We start from the raw sequence: 14,764 nt of genomic DNA on the forward strand, positions 1-14,764 counted from the left end.
GCGGGACCGGTCAGGCGGGCTCGACGAGCTCCTGGCTGCGGTCCCACAGGCGGCGGGCCAGGTCGGGGTCGTCCGCCAGGCGGTGGACGGCCGAGGGGCGGCGCCTCTCGTAGTGGCCGCCCGGGGCCCAGTCGGCGCCCGGCCGCGAGGTGGCCAGCCAGACCAGGGTGTCGGCGCCCTGCTCGGGCGTGAGCAGGAACCGCTTCAGCGGCGTGTGGTAGAGCAGCCGGGCCGCGCTGTCGCCGCCGCCGGAGAAGTTGGTGGCCACCACGCCGGGATGGAAGGAGGCCGCGGCCAGGCCGTCCGGGCCGTGGCGGCGCTGGAGCTCGCGGGTGAACAGGATGTTGGCCAGCTTGGAGTTGGCGTACGCCCGGCTGCCCGAGTAGCGGCGCACCGCGTCGAGGTCGTCGAGGTCGAGCCGGGCGCGGGTGTTGAGCAGGCTGGACGTCGTGACGACCGTGCCGCCGGCGGCCAGCAGCCGGGGCAGCAGCAGGGTGGTCAGCAGGAACGGCGCCAGATGGTTGACCTGGAAGGTCGCCTCGTGGCCGTCGGGCGTGGTGGTGCGCGAGCCCATGATGGCCCCGGCGTTGTTGACCAGCACGTCGATGGCCGGGTGGCGGTCGAGCAGGGTGGCCGCCAGGTCGCGTACCTCTGACAGGCGCGCGAAGTCGGCCACGTGGTGGTCGGCCGCCAGCTCCTTCGCCAGCGCCGCGGTCTTGCCGGCCGACCGGCCGACGAGGACGACCTCGTCGCCCCGCTGCCGCAGGACGCGTGCCGCGGCGCGGCCGATGCCGTCGCTGGCGCCGGTCAGGACGATGGTCTTTCCCGCCATGGGCCCCATCCTTCCGCATCCGGCCCCCACCATAGATCGCGAAGCGCCGCCCCGCCACGCCGGGCGGCCCGCGGTGGAAGGCACGCGGTCAGCGGATGGCGCGGTGAGGGCGCGCGGTCAGCGGTCCGTGGTGAGGAAGCGGGCGGCTGGGGCGTCGTCGAGGGCGGCGTCGAGGCGGGCCTGCATGTCGGGGCTCAGGGTCGGCAGCGCTCCCAGGGGGAACCAGCGGGCCTCGCTGTTCTCGCCGTCGGCCGGGTAAGGGTCGCCGGACCGCCAGCGGCAGCGGAACACCAGGTCCAGATAGCGGGCCCGGTCGCCGTTGGGGTAGGTGACCTCGCGCGTGACGTGCACCAGGGCCAGCCGTTCCGCGACGGCCCGTACGCCGGTCTCCTCGGCCACCTCGCGCAACGCGGCGTCGGCGGGCTGCTCGCCCGGGTCGATGATGCCGGTCACGGGCGTCCAGGCGCCGGTGTCGCTCCGGCGGACCAGCAGCACCTGGTCCTCGTGCAGCACGACCGCGGTCACCCCGGACAGCCACAGCGGCTCGGTGCCGATCTTCTCGCGCAGCGCGAGGACGAACTCAGGGGTTGGCATCCGCCCAGCATAAGCACCGGACGCCGGCCGCCGGAGGCCGCTGCGCACCGCCCGCCCCGGGACGCGGAACGACGTTTCCGGCGTGCCGGGCATGCGGCGGACGACCATAACCCATAAAGTCTATAGGTAATAAGGATAATCCCAAGGAGAGGTAAGCAGCCATGTCCGGCTTCACGTCCTGGCCTAGCCTCGGTTCCATGTCGATCGACGAGAACGCCCTGCTGCCCGATCCCGGCCGCGCCGTCGTGGCGGTCGAGCCGCCGGTCCCGGCGCACGGCCACTGGGCCGGGGCGCCGAGCGCCGTCGCCGCGGACGGGCTGATCTACCTCGCCTACCGCCTGCGCCGTCCGGTCGGCGAGGGCCGCGGGTACGCGGTCGTGGTCGCGCGCTCGTCCGACGGCGAGCGTTTCGAGCCGCTGACCACGATCACCCGCGAGGAGATGGACGCCGAGTCGCTGGAGCGGCCCGCCCTGGTCCGCACCCCGCAGGGACGCTGGCGGCTGTACCTGAGCTGCGCCACGCCCGGCACCAAGCACTGGCGGGTGGAGGTCGTCGAGGCCGCCGACCCCGCCGCGTTCGACCCGCGCACCCGCACCACGGTGCTGCCCGGCGACCCCAAGACCGGGGTCAAGGACACCGTGATCGTACGGCGCGGCGACGTGTGGCACCTGTGGGCCTCCTGCCACCCGCTGGCCGACCCCGACGAGGCCGACCGCATGGTGACCGACTACGCCACCAGCGCCGACGGCCTGGACTGGACCTGGCACGGCACCGCCCTGACCGGCCGCACCGGCCTGTGGGACGCCCGCGGCGTCCGGATCAGCGCCGTGCGTTTCGACGGCGACCGGGTCGTGGCCTTCTACGACGGCCGCGGCAGCGCGGAGGAGAACTACGAGGAGCGTACGGGCGTGGCCGTGGGCGCCGAACCCGACGCGCTGGCCGCCCTGGGCGACCGGCCCGCCGCGATGTCGCCGCACCACGGCGGCGGCCTGCGCTACCTCACCTTCGTCGACCTGCCGGACGGCGCCCTCCGGCTCTACTACGAGTACACCCGCGCCGACGGAGCCCACGACCTGCGCACGGAACTCCGCCCGCCCCGCTGACCGGCCCAGGACCGGCTGGCCCGCTCGCGGCCCGGAACCGGATCGGAACCGGATCGGTCCCGGCCCGGTCCCGGGGCGGCGTCGCGGTCAGGGGCCGCGGTCAGAGGGGCCGCGGTCGGGGCGCGGGGTCAGGGGGCGCGGCCGTTTCTGGCCTGGCGCTGGCCGGGCGGCCGGCTGCCGACCAGCCCGCCCGAACGTTCCCGCGGCCGCAGCCAGTCGCTGAAGTCCTCGCCGGTGACCTGCTGGAGCAGCTCGACGTCCGCCGCGAAGTAGGGGATCAGCCGCTGCCGCTGGGCCCACTCCAGCGGCCGTCGGGCCCGGCCGCGCCGCTGGAGCAGCCGCTCCAGCGGCCCGGACAGGGACGCGGGAAGGGTGCGGCGCAGGGTGGACAGCAGCGCGTGCAGCGCGCCGGGGTCGGGGTGCGCGGTCACGTTCTCCCTCGGGACGCCGGTGAGCAGCCCCTGCCGCACGCCGAGGAAGCCGCAGATGCGGTCCAGGGTCTCGGCCGGACGGTCCACGATGTCCCGGTAGCGGAAGATCAGCACCTGGTCGCGGGGGAACAGGGTGAACAGGTGGGCGAGCTGCCCGCCGTACCGGCCGAGGGCGGTGTAGTGCCAGAAGTGCGCCCATCCGGCCGCGATGCGCTCCGGCTCGGCCTCGCAGGCGCGGACGAGGTCGCCGATCGGCTCCAGCCCGGCCGACCACAGGTGGGTCCAGTTGGAGTGGGCCCGCTCGACCGGGTCGCGCAGGCTCACGATGAGCCGGACGTGCGGGATCGTCTCCCGGATGCGGCGTTGGGCGTCCAGGTCGTACAGGTAGAAGGGGGTGGACTCGCCGGCGAGGGTGCCGGGGGGAGCGGCGGCGAACAGCGCCTCGTAGTCCGCGCGCCGCCAGACGTGTTCCCGGTAGGTCTCGGCGTCGCCCGGTCCGCCACGTCCGGGCGGTGGCCCGTCGGTGAGGAAGAACTTCGGCTCCTTGATGGGCGACAGGAACAGGTCGGGGTGCGGGTGCAGCGCGGTGTGCAGCGCCGTCGTCCCCGCTTTGGGCACTCCCGCGATCAGGAAATCAGGCAAGGGCACCGTCGTCCTCCCAGTGACGAGAACCGATATTGCCTGATTTTCCTACCAAAAGTGTAGGAAGCCAAGAGGCTCCCGCGACGTCACCGGCGGGCGGGCGAGACGGACGCGGCGCTCTCGTCCCCGGACGTCCGGCCGCCGCGACGGCCGGGCAGCGCCATGGTGACGGCCGCCGCGGCCAGCGCCGCCCCGCAGCCGACCAGCATCCCGGTGCGGAAGCCGGCCTCCGACGGCAGCGTGTGCGCGCCCAGCCTGATCGTCAGCTGCGACAGGATCACGCCGACGACCGCGGCCGAGACCGTCGTACCGATCGAGCGCATCAGGGTGTTGAAGCTGTTGGCCGCGGCCGTCTCCGACCGGGGCACCGCGCCCATGATGAGGGCGGGCATCGCCCCGTAGGCCAGGCCGACGCCGAGGCTGCACACGCAGGTGACGACCAGCATGCCCCAGGCCGAGCCCAGCAGGCCCGTCGAGGAGCCGTAGCCGAGCGCCATGACCAGGCTCCCGGCGATCAGGGTGACCTTCGGGCCGCGGGCGGCCGACAGCCGGGCGCCGAGCGGCGAGACCGCCATCATCACCAGGCCGGAGGGGGCCATCCACAGTCCGGCGGCCAGCATCGACTGGCCCAGCCCGTACCCGGTGGCCGCCGGAAGCTGGAGGATCTGCATGACGATCAGCGCCTGGGCGTACATCGAGAAGCCGACCAGGATGGAGGCGAGGTTGGTCAGCAGCACCTGCCGCCGGGCGGTCACCCGCAGGTCCACCAGGGGCTCCGCGGCCCGCAGCTCCCACCAGGCCCATGCCGGCAGGACCAGTGCGGCCGCGCCGAGCAGTCCGAGCGTGGCGCCGCCCGTCCAGCCCCAGTCGGCGCCCTTGGAGACCCCGAGCAGCAGGCACACCAGCCCCGCGCCGAGGCCGAGCGCGCCCGGCACGTCCAGCCGCCCGGCCCCGCCCGCCGCGCCCGCGCGCGGCAGCGGGGGAGTGGGCGGCACCAGCACCCGGATCAGCACCGCGATGAGCACGCTCAGCGCGGCCGAGCCCCAGAACAGCGCCCGCCAGCTCGCGTACTCGGCGACCGCGGCCGAGACCGGCAGGCCGAGCGCCCCGCCGATGCCCATGGACGAGCTCATCAGCGCGATCGAGGGGCCGAGCCGGTCGGGCGGCAGCAGGTCGCGCAGGGCGCTGATGCCGAGCGGGATCAGGCCCATGCCCATGCCCTGTAACCCGCGCCCGACGATCATGGGGGCGAGCGAGCCGGCCAGCGAGCAGATCACCGACCCGGCGATCAGCGGCGCGGTGCAGACGAGCATCATGCGGCGCTTGCCGTACAGGTCGCCGAGGCGTCCGGTGACCGGCGTGGCGACCGCGCCGGCCAGCAGGGTGGCGGTGATCACCCAGGAGGCGTCGGAGGCGGTGCTGTGCAGGAGCCGCGGCAGCTCGCCGATCAGCGGCACGACCAGGGTCTGCGTGAGCGAGGCGACGATGCCGGCCACCGCCATCACGCTGACGATGCCGCCGGGGCGGGCGGTGGATGTGGAGCCCCCCACGTTGTTCTCCCGTCGTCGAAGGATGTGCACGCTACACATCATGTGTTACGTACACAATTCATGTAAGGTGCACATATCTCGCGAAAGGGGGGATTGGGATGGAAAAGCCCACACATCTCATCGAGTTCGAGACGATGTTGCTCGGCCGGCACCGGCACTACGACCGTAGTGCCCACCTGCTGCTGCGGCGGCTGCACGGCTCGGGCCCGATGTCCATCGGGCAGCTCAGCGACGCCTTCGGCCTGGACGTGTCCACCCTCAACCGGCACACCTCGGCCCTCCTGCGCGCCGGCCTGGTCGAACGCATCCCCGACCCCGAGGGCGGCATCGCCCGCAAGTTCCGCCTCACCGCGGAGGGCGAGCGCAGCCTGGCCGAGGAGCGCGAGCGGAACGTGCGCGGCCTGGAGAAGGTGATGGCCGACTGGTCGCCCGAGGACGTCGCCGCCTTCGCCGCCTACCTGCGGCGCTTCAACACCGACATAGAACGTCTGGCCGGCCGCCCCTGGCCGCGCGCCTGAGCCGGGCCGTCCGAGCCCTGACACGCGTGAGGGCCCCCGCCGGGACGGGCGGGGGCCCTCAACGCGTGCGTACCGGTGTGCGTGTCGCCTCTCGGCGAGGGGCACAACGCGGCTCCAGCCGAACGGTAGTCCGCGAAGGCGATAGGTGAGGCCCGGGGACACTGGGCACACCGGCCACGAGGGATGTAACGGCGGCCGCCTCCGGGATGTTCCCGGCAGATCAGGCGAAGTGCATGACGATGGCCAGGCCGACCAGGTGCGTGACCACCACCACGACCAGCAGCGTGACGAACACGAACTTGGCCGGGCCGTGCTCGAAGTGCTTGCCCTCCTTCAGCGGAGGCAGTTTGGCCTGGCGCTCGGCGATGCGCTCCTCCAGCGGCTTGCGGTGAAACATGAGGTGTCCCTCTTTCGGCGGCCCGGCCACGGGTACGATTTGTGTGGCATCGATTTGCAGGCTATTAGTTTGTACACAAAGTAAGTTACCAGACGGCATCGGAGGCGTACACGCATGGAGCCTGTGACAGAGGCGACAGACCTGCTGGCGCTCGACCGGCAGGTGTGCTTCGCCCTCAGCATCGCCTCGCGCAGCGTGATCGGCCTCTACCGGCCGCTGCTGCAACCCTTCGGGCTGACCCACCCCCAGTACCTGGTGATGCTGGCCCTCTGGCAGCACGAGCCGCTGTCGGTCAAGGAGCTGGGCGAGCTCCTGCAGCTCGACCCCGGCACGTTGTCCCCGCTGCTCAAGCGGCTGGAGGCGCTGGGCTACGTCCACCGTGAGCGCAACAGCAAGGACGAGCGCGCCCTGGCCGTCACGCTGACGCCCGCGGGCCGGCAGCTCAGGGCCGAGGCGGAGAAGATCCCGCCGGCCATCGTCGCCCGGCTCGGCATGGACCTCGACGAGCTCCAGGACCTGCACGCCGCGCTGATGCGCCTGATCGCCTCGGCCCGCCGCGACACCTGACCGCGCCGCGACGCCTGACCCGGCCGCGACGCCTGACCGGTCGCGCCCCCGGACCCGCCGCGACACCTGACCGCGCCCGCGGTGCGCCGCCATCCGCGCGGCGCCGATAAGCAACCGCAGTTGACTGTGAATCGGATAGTCAACTACGGTTGCTCGCGTTCGCGGGTCCCATTCGTGTCGCTGGAGGCAGCATGTCCATGGTTCAGGCCGATCGTCCGAGGTTGCGGCAGGTGCTCGACCAGTTGGTGGCCGGCGACCGCGGGCCCGGCGTCGTGGCCGAGGTCCGGGACGGCGACGACCCGCCGTGGTTCGGCGCCGCGGGCGTGGCCGACCTGGAGACCGGCCGCCCCCGCGGGCCCGGGGAGCACTTCCGCGTCGGCAGCTTCACCAAGGCGTTCGTCGGGACCGTCGTGCTGGGCCTGGCGGCCGACGGCGACCTGGCCCTGGACGCCCCCGTGACCACCTGGCTGCCCGGCGTCGTCGAGGAGTACTTCCCCGGCGCCGACGCCGCCCGCATCACCCCGCGGCTGCTGCTCAACCACACCAGCGGCCTGCCGGACGCGATCCCCGGCCAGGAGACCCCGCCCGCCGGGGAGCCGGGCGGGCGGTTCGTCTACTCCAAGGTCAACTACAACCTCGCCGGGATGATCGTCGAGGCGGTGTCCGGCTCGACGCTCGCCGAGCAGATCGACCGCCGCGTCGCGGCCCCCCTGGGGCTGACCGGGACGTACCTGCCCGCGGCCGGCGAAGGGCTGCGCGACCCGCACGCCCGCCACTACTCCGACCAGGACGAGACCGGCCGGCAGACCGTCCGCCACGACGTGACCGACGCCGACCTGTCCTGGGCCTGGGCCGCCGGCGGCATGGTCTCGACCACCGCCGACCTCCACCGCTTCCTGGCCGCGCTGCTGGGCGGCCGCCTGCTCCCGCCCGCGCAGCAGGAGGAGATGTTCACCACCGTGCCCACCGAGGGCGCCGGCTGGGTGCCCGGCGCCCGCTACGGGCTCGGCGTCTACTCCCAGCGCTTCCCGTCCGGGGGCACGCTCTGGGGCGGGGGCGGTTACATCCAGGGGTCGATGACGTACGCGATGGGCGACCGCCAGGGCACCCACACCCTGGTCGGCAACGTGAACGGCGACTGGGGGGACTTCCTGGGAACCTGCGCCGACCTGTTCCAGGCCGAATTCGGCTGACGGCGCGGCCTCCACCGGCTCACACGAGCCCAGGGCGCGGCCCCCACCGGCTCAGACGAGCCCAGGGACGGCCACGTCGGCCGTCCTGACCTCGCCCGTCCGGCCGGCGAACATCTCCGCCATCCGCTCGACGCCCGGGAACACCGCGACCGTCATGAACAACGTCCGGCCGTCCGGGCCGCCGAGCGCGGAGGCGAAGCAGGCCCGGTCGAGCTCGATCCGGTCGGTCACCTCGCCGCCCTCGCGCACCCGGACGCAGGCGGACCCCCGCTCGTCGTCCACCTGGGTCCAGATCGCGCCCTCGGCGTCCATGCAGATGCCGTCGCCGCCGACGGGCGCCCACACCCGCCGGCCGGACAGCCCGCCGTCCGCGCCGATGTCGAAGGCCGTCAGCCGCCGCGTCCAGGACTCGGCGACGACCAGCGTGGAGCCGTCCGGGGTCACCACCATCCCGTTGGGGAAGTGCAGGTCCTCGGCGACCACCCGGGCCTCGCCGCCGGGGCCGACCAGGGCGATCACGCCGGGCGCGAAGTCGGCCGGGCCGAAGTCGAAGCCGACGCAGTTCACGTAGATCCGGCCGCGGCCGTCGACGACGACCTCGTTCGGCCCGGGCGGCAGCCCGCCCAGGTCGGCGTGGACGGACGTGGTGCCGTCCGGCTCCACGCGCAGCAGCTCGCGCTCGCCGGTCACCAGCAGGCGGCCGTCGGGCAGCCAGTCGAGGCAGAACCCGGCGGGTTTGGGGCCGCTGGCGACCACCTCGCGCTCGCCGTCGGGGGTGACGGCGACGATCTCCTGCACCCCCCAGTGGGAGAACCACAGCCTGCCCTCGTGCCAGCGCGGCGACTCGCCCACGCACAATCCGGTCACCAATGTCTTCGTCTCGGTCATGTCGTCATGCCTCCTTCTGCCCTCTACACGAAGGGCGGGGGGCCGTATCGACATCGCCGGGAAGGAATCTCGCCCGGATCTACAGGGCGGCGCGGGCGCGCTCGGCCAGCGCGGCGCGGTCGACCCCGGCCAGGGCCAGCGCCCGCGGGACCGTGCCCACCTCGGCCTGCAGGACGCCGAGCAGCACGTGGACCGGCCGCAGGTCCTTCTTGCGGTGGGTGGCGGCCAGCCGCTCGACCGCCAGCTTGACCGACGCCCCGAGCTGCGGCCGCCGCTCGGGGTCGGGCGTCGAACGCAGGTCGAAGGCGTCCGCCGACACCCCGGCCGCGGCCAGGCTGTGCTCGAACTCCCGCCGCAGCGCCGTCCGCACCCCCGCCTGGTCGAGCCCGGCCTCGGCCAGGATCGCCCGCGCCGCGGTGTCCTGCGGCGCCGTCATGGCCAGCAGCACGTGGTGGGCCTCGATCGTGGGGGAGCTCTCCGCGCGCGCCTCGGCCTCCCCCCGGATCAGCACGTCGTGCAGGTAGCGGTCGAAGGCGCCGCTCATGCCCGCCTCCTCAGCTCGACCCCGGCCGCGATGAGCCGCTTGGCGTGCTTCTTGTGGACCGCCTGGCGGGTGACGCCGAGCGCCTCGGCCACCTGCGGCCAGCTCCAGCCGGCCCGCATCGCCTGCTCCACGGCGGCGTCCTCGAGCTGGTCGGCCAGGCGGCGCAGCGCGACCACGGCCGCGAGCGCGTCCGCGGGCTCCTTGACTGACATTCCAGCCACCCTAGGCGTCCGCTCCCGGAACAGGCAATCCAGGTTGCTTGGACAGGGGCCGATGCGTCATACCGGGAGCCACCGGGTAGGGCCAGGGATGTCATGAGCACGATCGAGAACGCCGGGGCCGCCGCCTACCGCATCCCCACCGACCAGCCGGAAGGCGACGGCACGCTGGCCTGGCGGTCCACCACCATGGTCGTCGTCACGCTGACCGCCGCGGGCGTCACCGGCACCGGCTGGACCTACGCCCCGGCCGCCGCCGCCTCGGTCGTCACCGAGCTGCTGGCCGGCGTCCTGACCGGCGCGGACGCCGCCGACATCCCCGCCCTGCACGCCGCGATGGTCCGGCAGGTGCGCAACGCGGGCCGTCCCGGCGTCGCCGGCTACGCCGTCTCGGCCGCCGACGTGGCGCTGTGGGACCTCAAGGCGCGCCTGCTCGGCCTGCCGCTGACCCGCCTGTTCGGCGCCGCGCGGCCCGAGGTCCCGCTGTACGGCTCGGGCGGCTTCACCACCTACGACGACGAGGCCACCACCGCCCAGCTCGCCCGCTGGGTCCACGAGCAGGGCATCGGCCGCGTCAAGATCAAGATCGGCGAGTCGTCCGGCACCCGCCCCGACCGCGACCTGCACCGCGTCGCCCTGGCCCGCCGCGTCATCGGCGACCGGGCCGAGCTGTACGTCGACGCCAACGGCGGCTACACCGCCAAACAGGCCGTCCGCCTGGCCGAGCGCATGCGCGAGCACGACGTGACCTGGTTCGAGGAGCCCGTCTCCTCCGACGACCTGCCCGGACTGCGGCTGGTCCGCGAGCGGGCCGCCCCCGACGTCACCGCCGGCGAGTACGGCTGCGACCCCGCCTACTTCACCCGCATGTGCCAGGCCCAGGCCGTCGACTGCCTCCAGGTCGACGCCACCCGCTGCGGCGGCTACACCGGCTGGTTCGCCGCCGCCGCGATCGCCGCGGGCCACAACCTCCAGGTGTCCGCCCACTGCGCGCCCAACCTGCACCTCCCGGCCGCCGCGGGCACCGCCAACCTGCGCCACGTCGAATGGTTCCACGACCACCAGCGCATCGAGGCGGAGCTGTTCGACGGCGCCGCCGACCCCTCCGGCGGCCTGGCCCGCCCCCGGCCCGACGCCCCCGGCCACGGGCTGGAGCTGCGCGCCGCCGCCGCCGAACCCCACCGCGTGACCTGAGGGAAGGAGCGGGCGCCGATGCGGATCGAGGACTACGCCCTGATCGGCGACATGCACACCGCCGCGCTCGTCGGCCGCGACGGCTCGATCGACTGGCTGTGCCTGCCCCGCTTCGACTCGCCCGCCTGCTTCGCCGCGCTGCTCGACGGCCCGTCCGCCGGACGCTGGCTGCTGGCCCCCGCCGGCGGCGGCCGGGCCACCTCCCGCCGCTACCGCGAAGGCACCCTCATCCTGGAGACCACCTGGGACGGCCCCGGCGGCGGCGTCCGGGTGGTGGACTTCATGCCGCCCCGCGGCGAGGCCCCCGACGTCGTGCGGATCGTCGAGGGCGTGCGCGGCCGGGTCGAGATGACCATGGAACTGGTGCTGCGCTTCGACTACGGCCGCGACGTCCCCTGGCTGCGCTACGAGGCCGGCGTGCTGGCCGCGGTCGCCGGCGGCGACGCCACCTGGCTGCGCACCCCCGTCGAGCTGTGCCCGGACGCCGACCGGCACCGCACCACCGCCTCCTTCACCGTGGAGGAGGGGCAGCGGGTGCCGTTCGCGCTGACCTGGCAGCAGTCGTGGCTGCCGCGCCCCGAACCGGTCGACCCGCCCGAGGCCCTGGCCGACACCGAACGGCTGTGGCGCGAGTGGGCCCGCCGGTGCGGCTACCAGGGGGACTACGACGAAGCCGTCCGCACGAGCCTGCTCACCCTCAAGGCCCTCACCTACGCCCCCACCGGCGGGCTCGTCGCCGCCGCCACCACCTCGCTGCCCGAGCGGCTGGGCGGCGCGCGCAACTGGGACTACCGCTACTGCTGGCTGCGCGACGCCAGCTTCACCCTCCAGGCCATGATGACCGCGGGCTACGACGCCGAGGCCCGCGCCTGGCGCGAATGGCTGCTGCGGGCCGTCGCCGGGCACCCCGCCGACCTGCAGATCATGTACACCGTCGAGGGCGGCCGGCGCATCCCGGAATGGACCGCCGACTGGCTGTCGGGCTACGAGGCGTCCCAGCCGGTACGCATCGGCAACGCCGCCTCCGGCCAGCTCCAGCTCGACGTCTACGGCGAGACCCTCGACTGCCTGCACCTGGCCCGCCGGTCCGGCCTGGCCATCGACGACGAGGCCTGGGACCTCCAGAACGCCCTGATGAACTACCTCGAAGGCATCTGGGACCAGCCCGACAACGGGCTGTGGGAGACCCGGGGGCCGCGCCGCCCGTTCGTGCACTCCAAGGTGCTGGCCTGGGTCGCGGCCGACCGCATGATCCAGGCCGTCGAGGCGTTCGGCCGCGACGGCCCGGTCGACCGCTGGCGCGCCCTGCGCGAACGCATCCACCAGGACGTCTGCGCCCACGGCTACGACGCCGAACGCAACACCTTCACCCAGTACTACGGCTCGACCGGCCTGGACGCGGCCCTGCTGCTCATCCCGCGCCTCGGCTTCCTGCCGCCCGACGACCCGCGCGTCGTCGGCACCGTGGACGCCATCGCCCGCGACCTCGTCCACGACGGTCTCGTCCTGCGCTACCGGGCCGAGGAGGAGGACGTCGACGGCCTGCCCGGCGGCGAGGGCACCTTCCTGGCCTGCTCCTTCTGGCTGGCCGACGCCCTGGCCGCGACCGGCCGCCGGCGCCGGGCCGGCGAGCTGTTCGAACGGCTGCTCGGCCTGCGCAACGACGTCGGCCTGCTGTCGGAGGAGTACGACACCGTGCACCGCCGGCAGGTCGGCAACTTCCCGCAGGCCTACAGCCACGTCTCGGTGATCAACACCGCGACCGTCCTGTCGGGCAGGTTCAGGCCTGGGCGCCCTCGGCATCAAGCCGGGTGAAGGTGGCCCCGTGCAGCACGGCGCGGGCGCCGAGCACGTGCCCGTCGCACATCCTGGTCACCGTACCGGCCTGGTCGGTCACCTTCCACCGGACCAGCTCCTGGCAGGGCCGGCCGGCCCGGTCCTGCGGCCAGGTGCGGTGGCAGACCCGGCACTCGGTGATGTTGGCCCGGTAGGACAGGGTGTTGCCGTGCTCGGGGCAGACGCCCCACGGCATGCCGCAGACCTGCTCGCGCTGGGCCCGCAGCCTGGCCAGGTCGCCGGCCGCCCGCTGCAGGTCCTCGCCGCCCCGGTCCAGCCAGTCGGCGGCGTGCCGCGCGGCCCGGAGCTGGTCGCCCTCGGGGGATCCGGCGGGCTCGGTGTCGCACAGCGAGCGCACCTCGGCGGCGAGGTCCTGGGCGCGGCGCGCGAGGTCGCGCAGCTGGGCGGGGGTGACAGTCATGAGGGCTCTCATCTCGTCAGGGCCGGGCGGCAACGGTGGGCGACGGTCACGCGCGGGGAACGGCCGGCCGGCCGCTCCCGCCCTCCAGTCTCCTCAGCCGGGCGCGCTCGTGGCGCGGTCGCGGCCCACGAGTTCGCGCGCGGGCGTCAGGACGCCGGGACGCCGCTGTAGGCGGGCCCGAAGAACACCAGCGTCACCAGGTCCTCGGTGACGTCGTGGAAGCGGTGCTCCTCGCGGGCCGGGACGAAGAGGGTGGTGCCGGGGCCGACCTCGACGGTGACGCCGCCCGCGGTGAAGGAGGCGCGCCCGCTGGTCACGACGTAGATCTCGTCCTCGGCGTGCGGGGACTGGCCGTCCACGGCGCCGGCCGGGATGGAGTACGTGCCGAAGCTGAGCGCGGGCACGCTCAGGTGCTCGGCGAAGTTGGCGGAACCGTCCGGGGCGGGCTCGAACCTGCCGCTGTCGATGATCTCCATGGCCGGTGATCCTCTCATGCCGGCGCGGGCGGGCCCGCCGGTGGGGAGATGCTTGCGGCTTGCCCTAAATGTGATCAAATGTCACGTCATGTGGCGTGACTGGAGTGGCCGGCTGTCCGCGGCTGTCAGGCGGGAGCTGTCGTACGTGCGCGGGCAGGCCGCCGGGCTGGCCAAGCGGGGGTCGTACCAGCGGTTGCAGGCGCTGCAGATCGCCAAGGCGACGCTGGCGGCGGTGCTGGCCTGGCTGACGGCCAGCCGGCTGCTGGCGCTCGGCGCCACCTGGATCGCCCCCGCCACCGCGGTGATCATGGTGCACGCCACCGTGTACCGCACGCTCACCAACGGCCTGCGCCGGGTCGCCGCGGTCGGCGCCGGGGTCATCCTGGCCGGCAGCATCGGGCACCTGCTCGGCCTGGGCGTGCTCAGCCTGGTCCTGGTCGTGCCGCCCGCGCTGGTGGCCGCCCGCTGGCACCGCATGGGCAACCACGGCTCCGACGTCGCCACCACCGCCGTGCTGCTGCTGTCCTTCGCCGCCGCCTCCCAGGAGCGCTACCTGCTGGCGTACGTGCTGGCCACGGCCATCGGCGCGCTGAGCGGGGCGCTGGTCAACAGCGTGCTGTGGCCGCCGCTGTACCGCGACCGGCCCGACGCGGCCGTCCGCCGCCTGGCCCGCGAGACGGCCGCGCTGCTGACCTCCGTCGCCGAGGGCTTACGGGACGAGTGGAACCTCTCGGCGCTGCCCGACTGGGAACGCCAGGCCGTCCGGCTGGACGAGCACCTGGCCGACGCGGCCGCCGCCGTGGCCGACGGCGCGGAGAGCCGCCGCTACAACCTGCGCCACAGCCTCCACCCGGTCACGACCGCGCACGACCACGAGGAGGTGCTGCGCCGGCTGACCACGCTGGCCGCGCACGTGCACACGATCGTGCACGCCCTGGCCCACCTGGAACACCACGACGGGCCCACGACCGACGTCAGCCCCGACTACGCCCGCGACTACGCCGACCTCCTGGACCTGCTGGGCGACGCCCTGACCGCCACCGTGCGGCGCGACCCGGACCTCGCAAGGGCCCGCACCCTGCTCGGCCGGGCGGAGGCGCAGGCGAGCCGCATCCACGACCAGATGACGACGGAGATCCAGAACGGCGAGGTCGCCCACCCGGCCGGCTGGGCGCTGAGCGGCAGCCTGCTCACCGACGCCGAACGCATCCTGGCGGTCCTGACCGACATCTCGGCGGCCACCCCCGGCGGCCAGGACGACGACAACCGCCCCTCCTCGCCCGCCACCCGTCCCTGACCCGCCCGGCCCCGCGCTCGCGGAAACCGGTTTGCCCGGGGAACCGTCGCACGGCACACTCGG

17 protein-coding genes are annotated in these 14,764 nt (G+C 74.1%); 7 read left to right on the forward strand and 10 right to left on the reverse strand.

Annotated features, from left to right (window positions below; genetic code table 11):
* Positions 1 to 10: 10 nt before the first annotated feature.
* Both ACIBQ8_RS49010 and ACIBQ8_RS49015 read right to left on the reverse strand, forming a co-directional pair.
* Positions 11 to 832 carry an SDR family NAD(P)-dependent oxidoreductase gene (locus ACIBQ8_RS49010; protein ID WP_397195638.1) on the reverse strand — a complete coding sequence of 274 codons (822 nt, stop codon included), beginning with the start codon at positions 830 to 832 and terminating at the stop codon, positions 11 to 13.
* Between the two features lie 117 nt (positions 833 to 949).
* The gene (locus tag ACIBQ8_RS49015) at positions 950 to 1,426 is read right to left on the reverse strand and encodes an NUDIX hydrolase (protein WP_397195639.1); all 477 of its coding nucleotides are present in this window, start codon (positions 1,424 to 1,426) and stop codon (positions 950 to 952) included.
* A gap of 197 nt (positions 1,427 to 1,623) precedes the next feature.
* Between ACIBQ8_RS49015 and ACIBQ8_RS49020 the strand changes: the two genes are divergently transcribed.
* Positions 1,624 to 2,529: a hypothetical protein gene (locus ACIBQ8_RS49020; protein ID WP_397179080.1), complete on the forward strand. Its 906-nt coding sequence runs from the start codon at positions 1,624 to 1,626 to the stop codon at positions 2,527 to 2,529.
* A gap of 128 nt (positions 2,530 to 2,657) precedes the next feature.
* On the opposite strand, the gene ACIBQ8_RS49025 is transcribed toward ACIBQ8_RS49020, so the two are convergent.
* Together ACIBQ8_RS49025 and ACIBQ8_RS49030 are read right to left on the reverse strand one after the other, a co-directional pair.
* A complete protein-coding gene (locus ACIBQ8_RS49025) occupies positions 2,658 to 3,608 on the reverse strand; it encodes a sulfotransferase family protein (protein ID WP_397179081.1) in 951 nt (316 codons plus the stop codon).
* Positions 3,609 to 3,688: 80 nt separating this feature from the next.
* The gene (locus ACIBQ8_RS49030; protein WP_397195640.1) at positions 3,689 to 5,152 is read right to left on the reverse strand and encodes an MFS transporter; all 1,464 of its coding nucleotides are present in this window, start codon (positions 5,150 to 5,152) and stop codon (positions 3,689 to 3,691) included.
* Positions 5,153 to 5,250: 98 nt separating this feature from the next.
* Between ACIBQ8_RS49030 and ACIBQ8_RS49035 the strand changes: the two genes are divergently transcribed.
* Entirely contained in the window at positions 5,251 to 5,670 is a 420-nt protein-coding gene (locus ACIBQ8_RS49035) for a MarR family winged helix-turn-helix transcriptional regulator (RefSeq protein WP_397195641.1), read from the forward strand.
* Positions 5,671 to 5,890: 220 nt separating this feature from the next.
* Here ACIBQ8_RS49035 and ACIBQ8_RS49040 read toward each other — a convergent pair whose 3' ends face one another.
* On the reverse strand, positions 5,891 to 6,067 hold the full coding sequence (locus ACIBQ8_RS49040) for a hypothetical protein (RefSeq protein ID WP_189650423.1): 177 nt from the start codon (positions 6,065 to 6,067) through the stop codon (positions 5,891 to 5,893).
* 114 nt (positions 6,068 to 6,181) lie between these two features.
* Here ACIBQ8_RS49040 and ACIBQ8_RS49045 point away from each other — a divergent pair, with 114 nt between their 5' ends.
* Both ACIBQ8_RS49045 and ACIBQ8_RS49050 read left to right on the forward strand, forming a co-directional pair.
* Positions 6,182 to 6,634 (forward strand): MarR family winged helix-turn-helix transcriptional regulator, encoded by a 453-nt coding sequence (locus ACIBQ8_RS49045; protein ID WP_397179083.1) that lies wholly within the window; start codon positions 6,182 to 6,184, stop codon positions 6,632 to 6,634.
* 191 nt (positions 6,635 to 6,825) lie between these two features.
* The gene (locus ACIBQ8_RS49050; protein ID WP_397195642.1) at positions 6,826 to 7,827 is read left to right on the forward strand and encodes a serine hydrolase domain-containing protein; all 1,002 of its coding nucleotides are present in this window, start codon (positions 6,826 to 6,828) and stop codon (positions 7,825 to 7,827) included.
* 51 nt (positions 7,828 to 7,878) lie between these two features.
* Here the strand turns inward: ACIBQ8_RS49050 and ACIBQ8_RS49055 are convergent, their stop codons facing one another.
* The 3 genes from ACIBQ8_RS49055 to ACIBQ8_RS49065 all read right to left on the reverse strand — a co-directional run bounded on the left by ACIBQ8_RS49055 (position 7,879) and on the right by ACIBQ8_RS49065 (position 9,471).
* Positions 7,879 to 8,715 carry an SMP-30/gluconolactonase/LRE family protein gene (locus tag ACIBQ8_RS49055; protein WP_397195643.1) on the reverse strand — a complete coding sequence of 279 codons (837 nt, stop codon included), beginning with the start codon at positions 8,713 to 8,715 and terminating at the stop codon, positions 7,879 to 7,881.
* A 79-nt stretch (positions 8,716 to 8,794) separates the two neighbouring features.
* Positions 8,795 to 9,259 (reverse strand): Clp protease N-terminal domain-containing protein, encoded by a 465-nt coding sequence (locus tag ACIBQ8_RS49060; RefSeq protein ID WP_397195644.1) that lies wholly within the window; start codon positions 9,257 to 9,259, stop codon positions 8,795 to 8,797.
* Positions 9,256 to 9,471: a hypothetical protein gene (locus tag ACIBQ8_RS49065; RefSeq protein ID WP_352324434.1), complete on the reverse strand. Its 216-nt coding sequence runs from the start codon at positions 9,469 to 9,471 to the stop codon at positions 9,256 to 9,258. Before ACIBQ8_RS49065 ends, ACIBQ8_RS49060 begins: the two co-directional genes overlap by 4 nt.
* Positions 9,472 to 9,573: 102 nt before the next feature.
* On the opposite strand from ACIBQ8_RS49065, the gene ACIBQ8_RS49070 reads away from it, so the two are divergent.
* Positions 9,574 to 10,671 carry an enolase C-terminal domain-like protein gene (locus ACIBQ8_RS49070; protein WP_397195645.1) on the forward strand — a complete coding sequence of 366 codons (1,098 nt, stop codon included), beginning with the start codon at positions 9,574 to 9,576 and terminating at the stop codon, positions 10,669 to 10,671.
* A gap of 18 nt (positions 10,672 to 10,689) precedes the next feature.
* Positions 10,690 to 12,486: a glycoside hydrolase family 15 protein gene (locus tag ACIBQ8_RS49075; RefSeq protein WP_397195646.1), complete on the forward strand. Its 1,797-nt coding sequence runs from the start codon at positions 10,690 to 10,692 to the stop codon at positions 12,484 to 12,486.
* On the opposite strand, the gene ACIBQ8_RS49080 is transcribed toward ACIBQ8_RS49075, so the two are convergent.
* Both ACIBQ8_RS49080 and ACIBQ8_RS49085 read right to left on the reverse strand, forming a co-directional pair.
* Positions 12,452 to 12,928: a hypothetical protein gene (locus ACIBQ8_RS49080; protein ID WP_352363651.1), complete on the reverse strand. Its 477-nt coding sequence runs from the start codon at positions 12,926 to 12,928 to the stop codon at positions 12,452 to 12,454. The two genes, ACIBQ8_RS49075 and ACIBQ8_RS49080, sit on opposite strands and share 35 nt — an antisense overlap.
* A 146-nt stretch (positions 12,929 to 13,074) precedes the next feature.
* Positions 13,075 to 13,404, reverse strand: coding sequence for a cupin domain-containing protein (locus ACIBQ8_RS49085; RefSeq protein WP_397179089.1), 330 nt, complete (start codon positions 13,402 to 13,404; stop codon positions 13,075 to 13,077).
* A gap of 88 nt (positions 13,405 to 13,492) precedes the next feature.
* On the opposite strand from ACIBQ8_RS49085, the gene ACIBQ8_RS49090 reads away from it, so the two are divergent.
* The gene (locus ACIBQ8_RS49090) at positions 13,493 to 14,701 is read left to right on the forward strand and encodes an aromatic acid exporter family protein (RefSeq protein ID WP_397179090.1); all 1,209 of its coding nucleotides are present in this window, start codon (positions 13,493 to 13,495) and stop codon (positions 14,699 to 14,701) included.
* Positions 14,702 to 14,764 lie beyond the last annotated feature (63 nt).

Source organism: Nonomuraea sp. NPDC049646, assembly GCF_044465525.1.
Lineage (GTDB): Bacteria > Actinomycetota > Actinomycetes > Streptosporangiales > Streptosporangiaceae > Nonomuraea.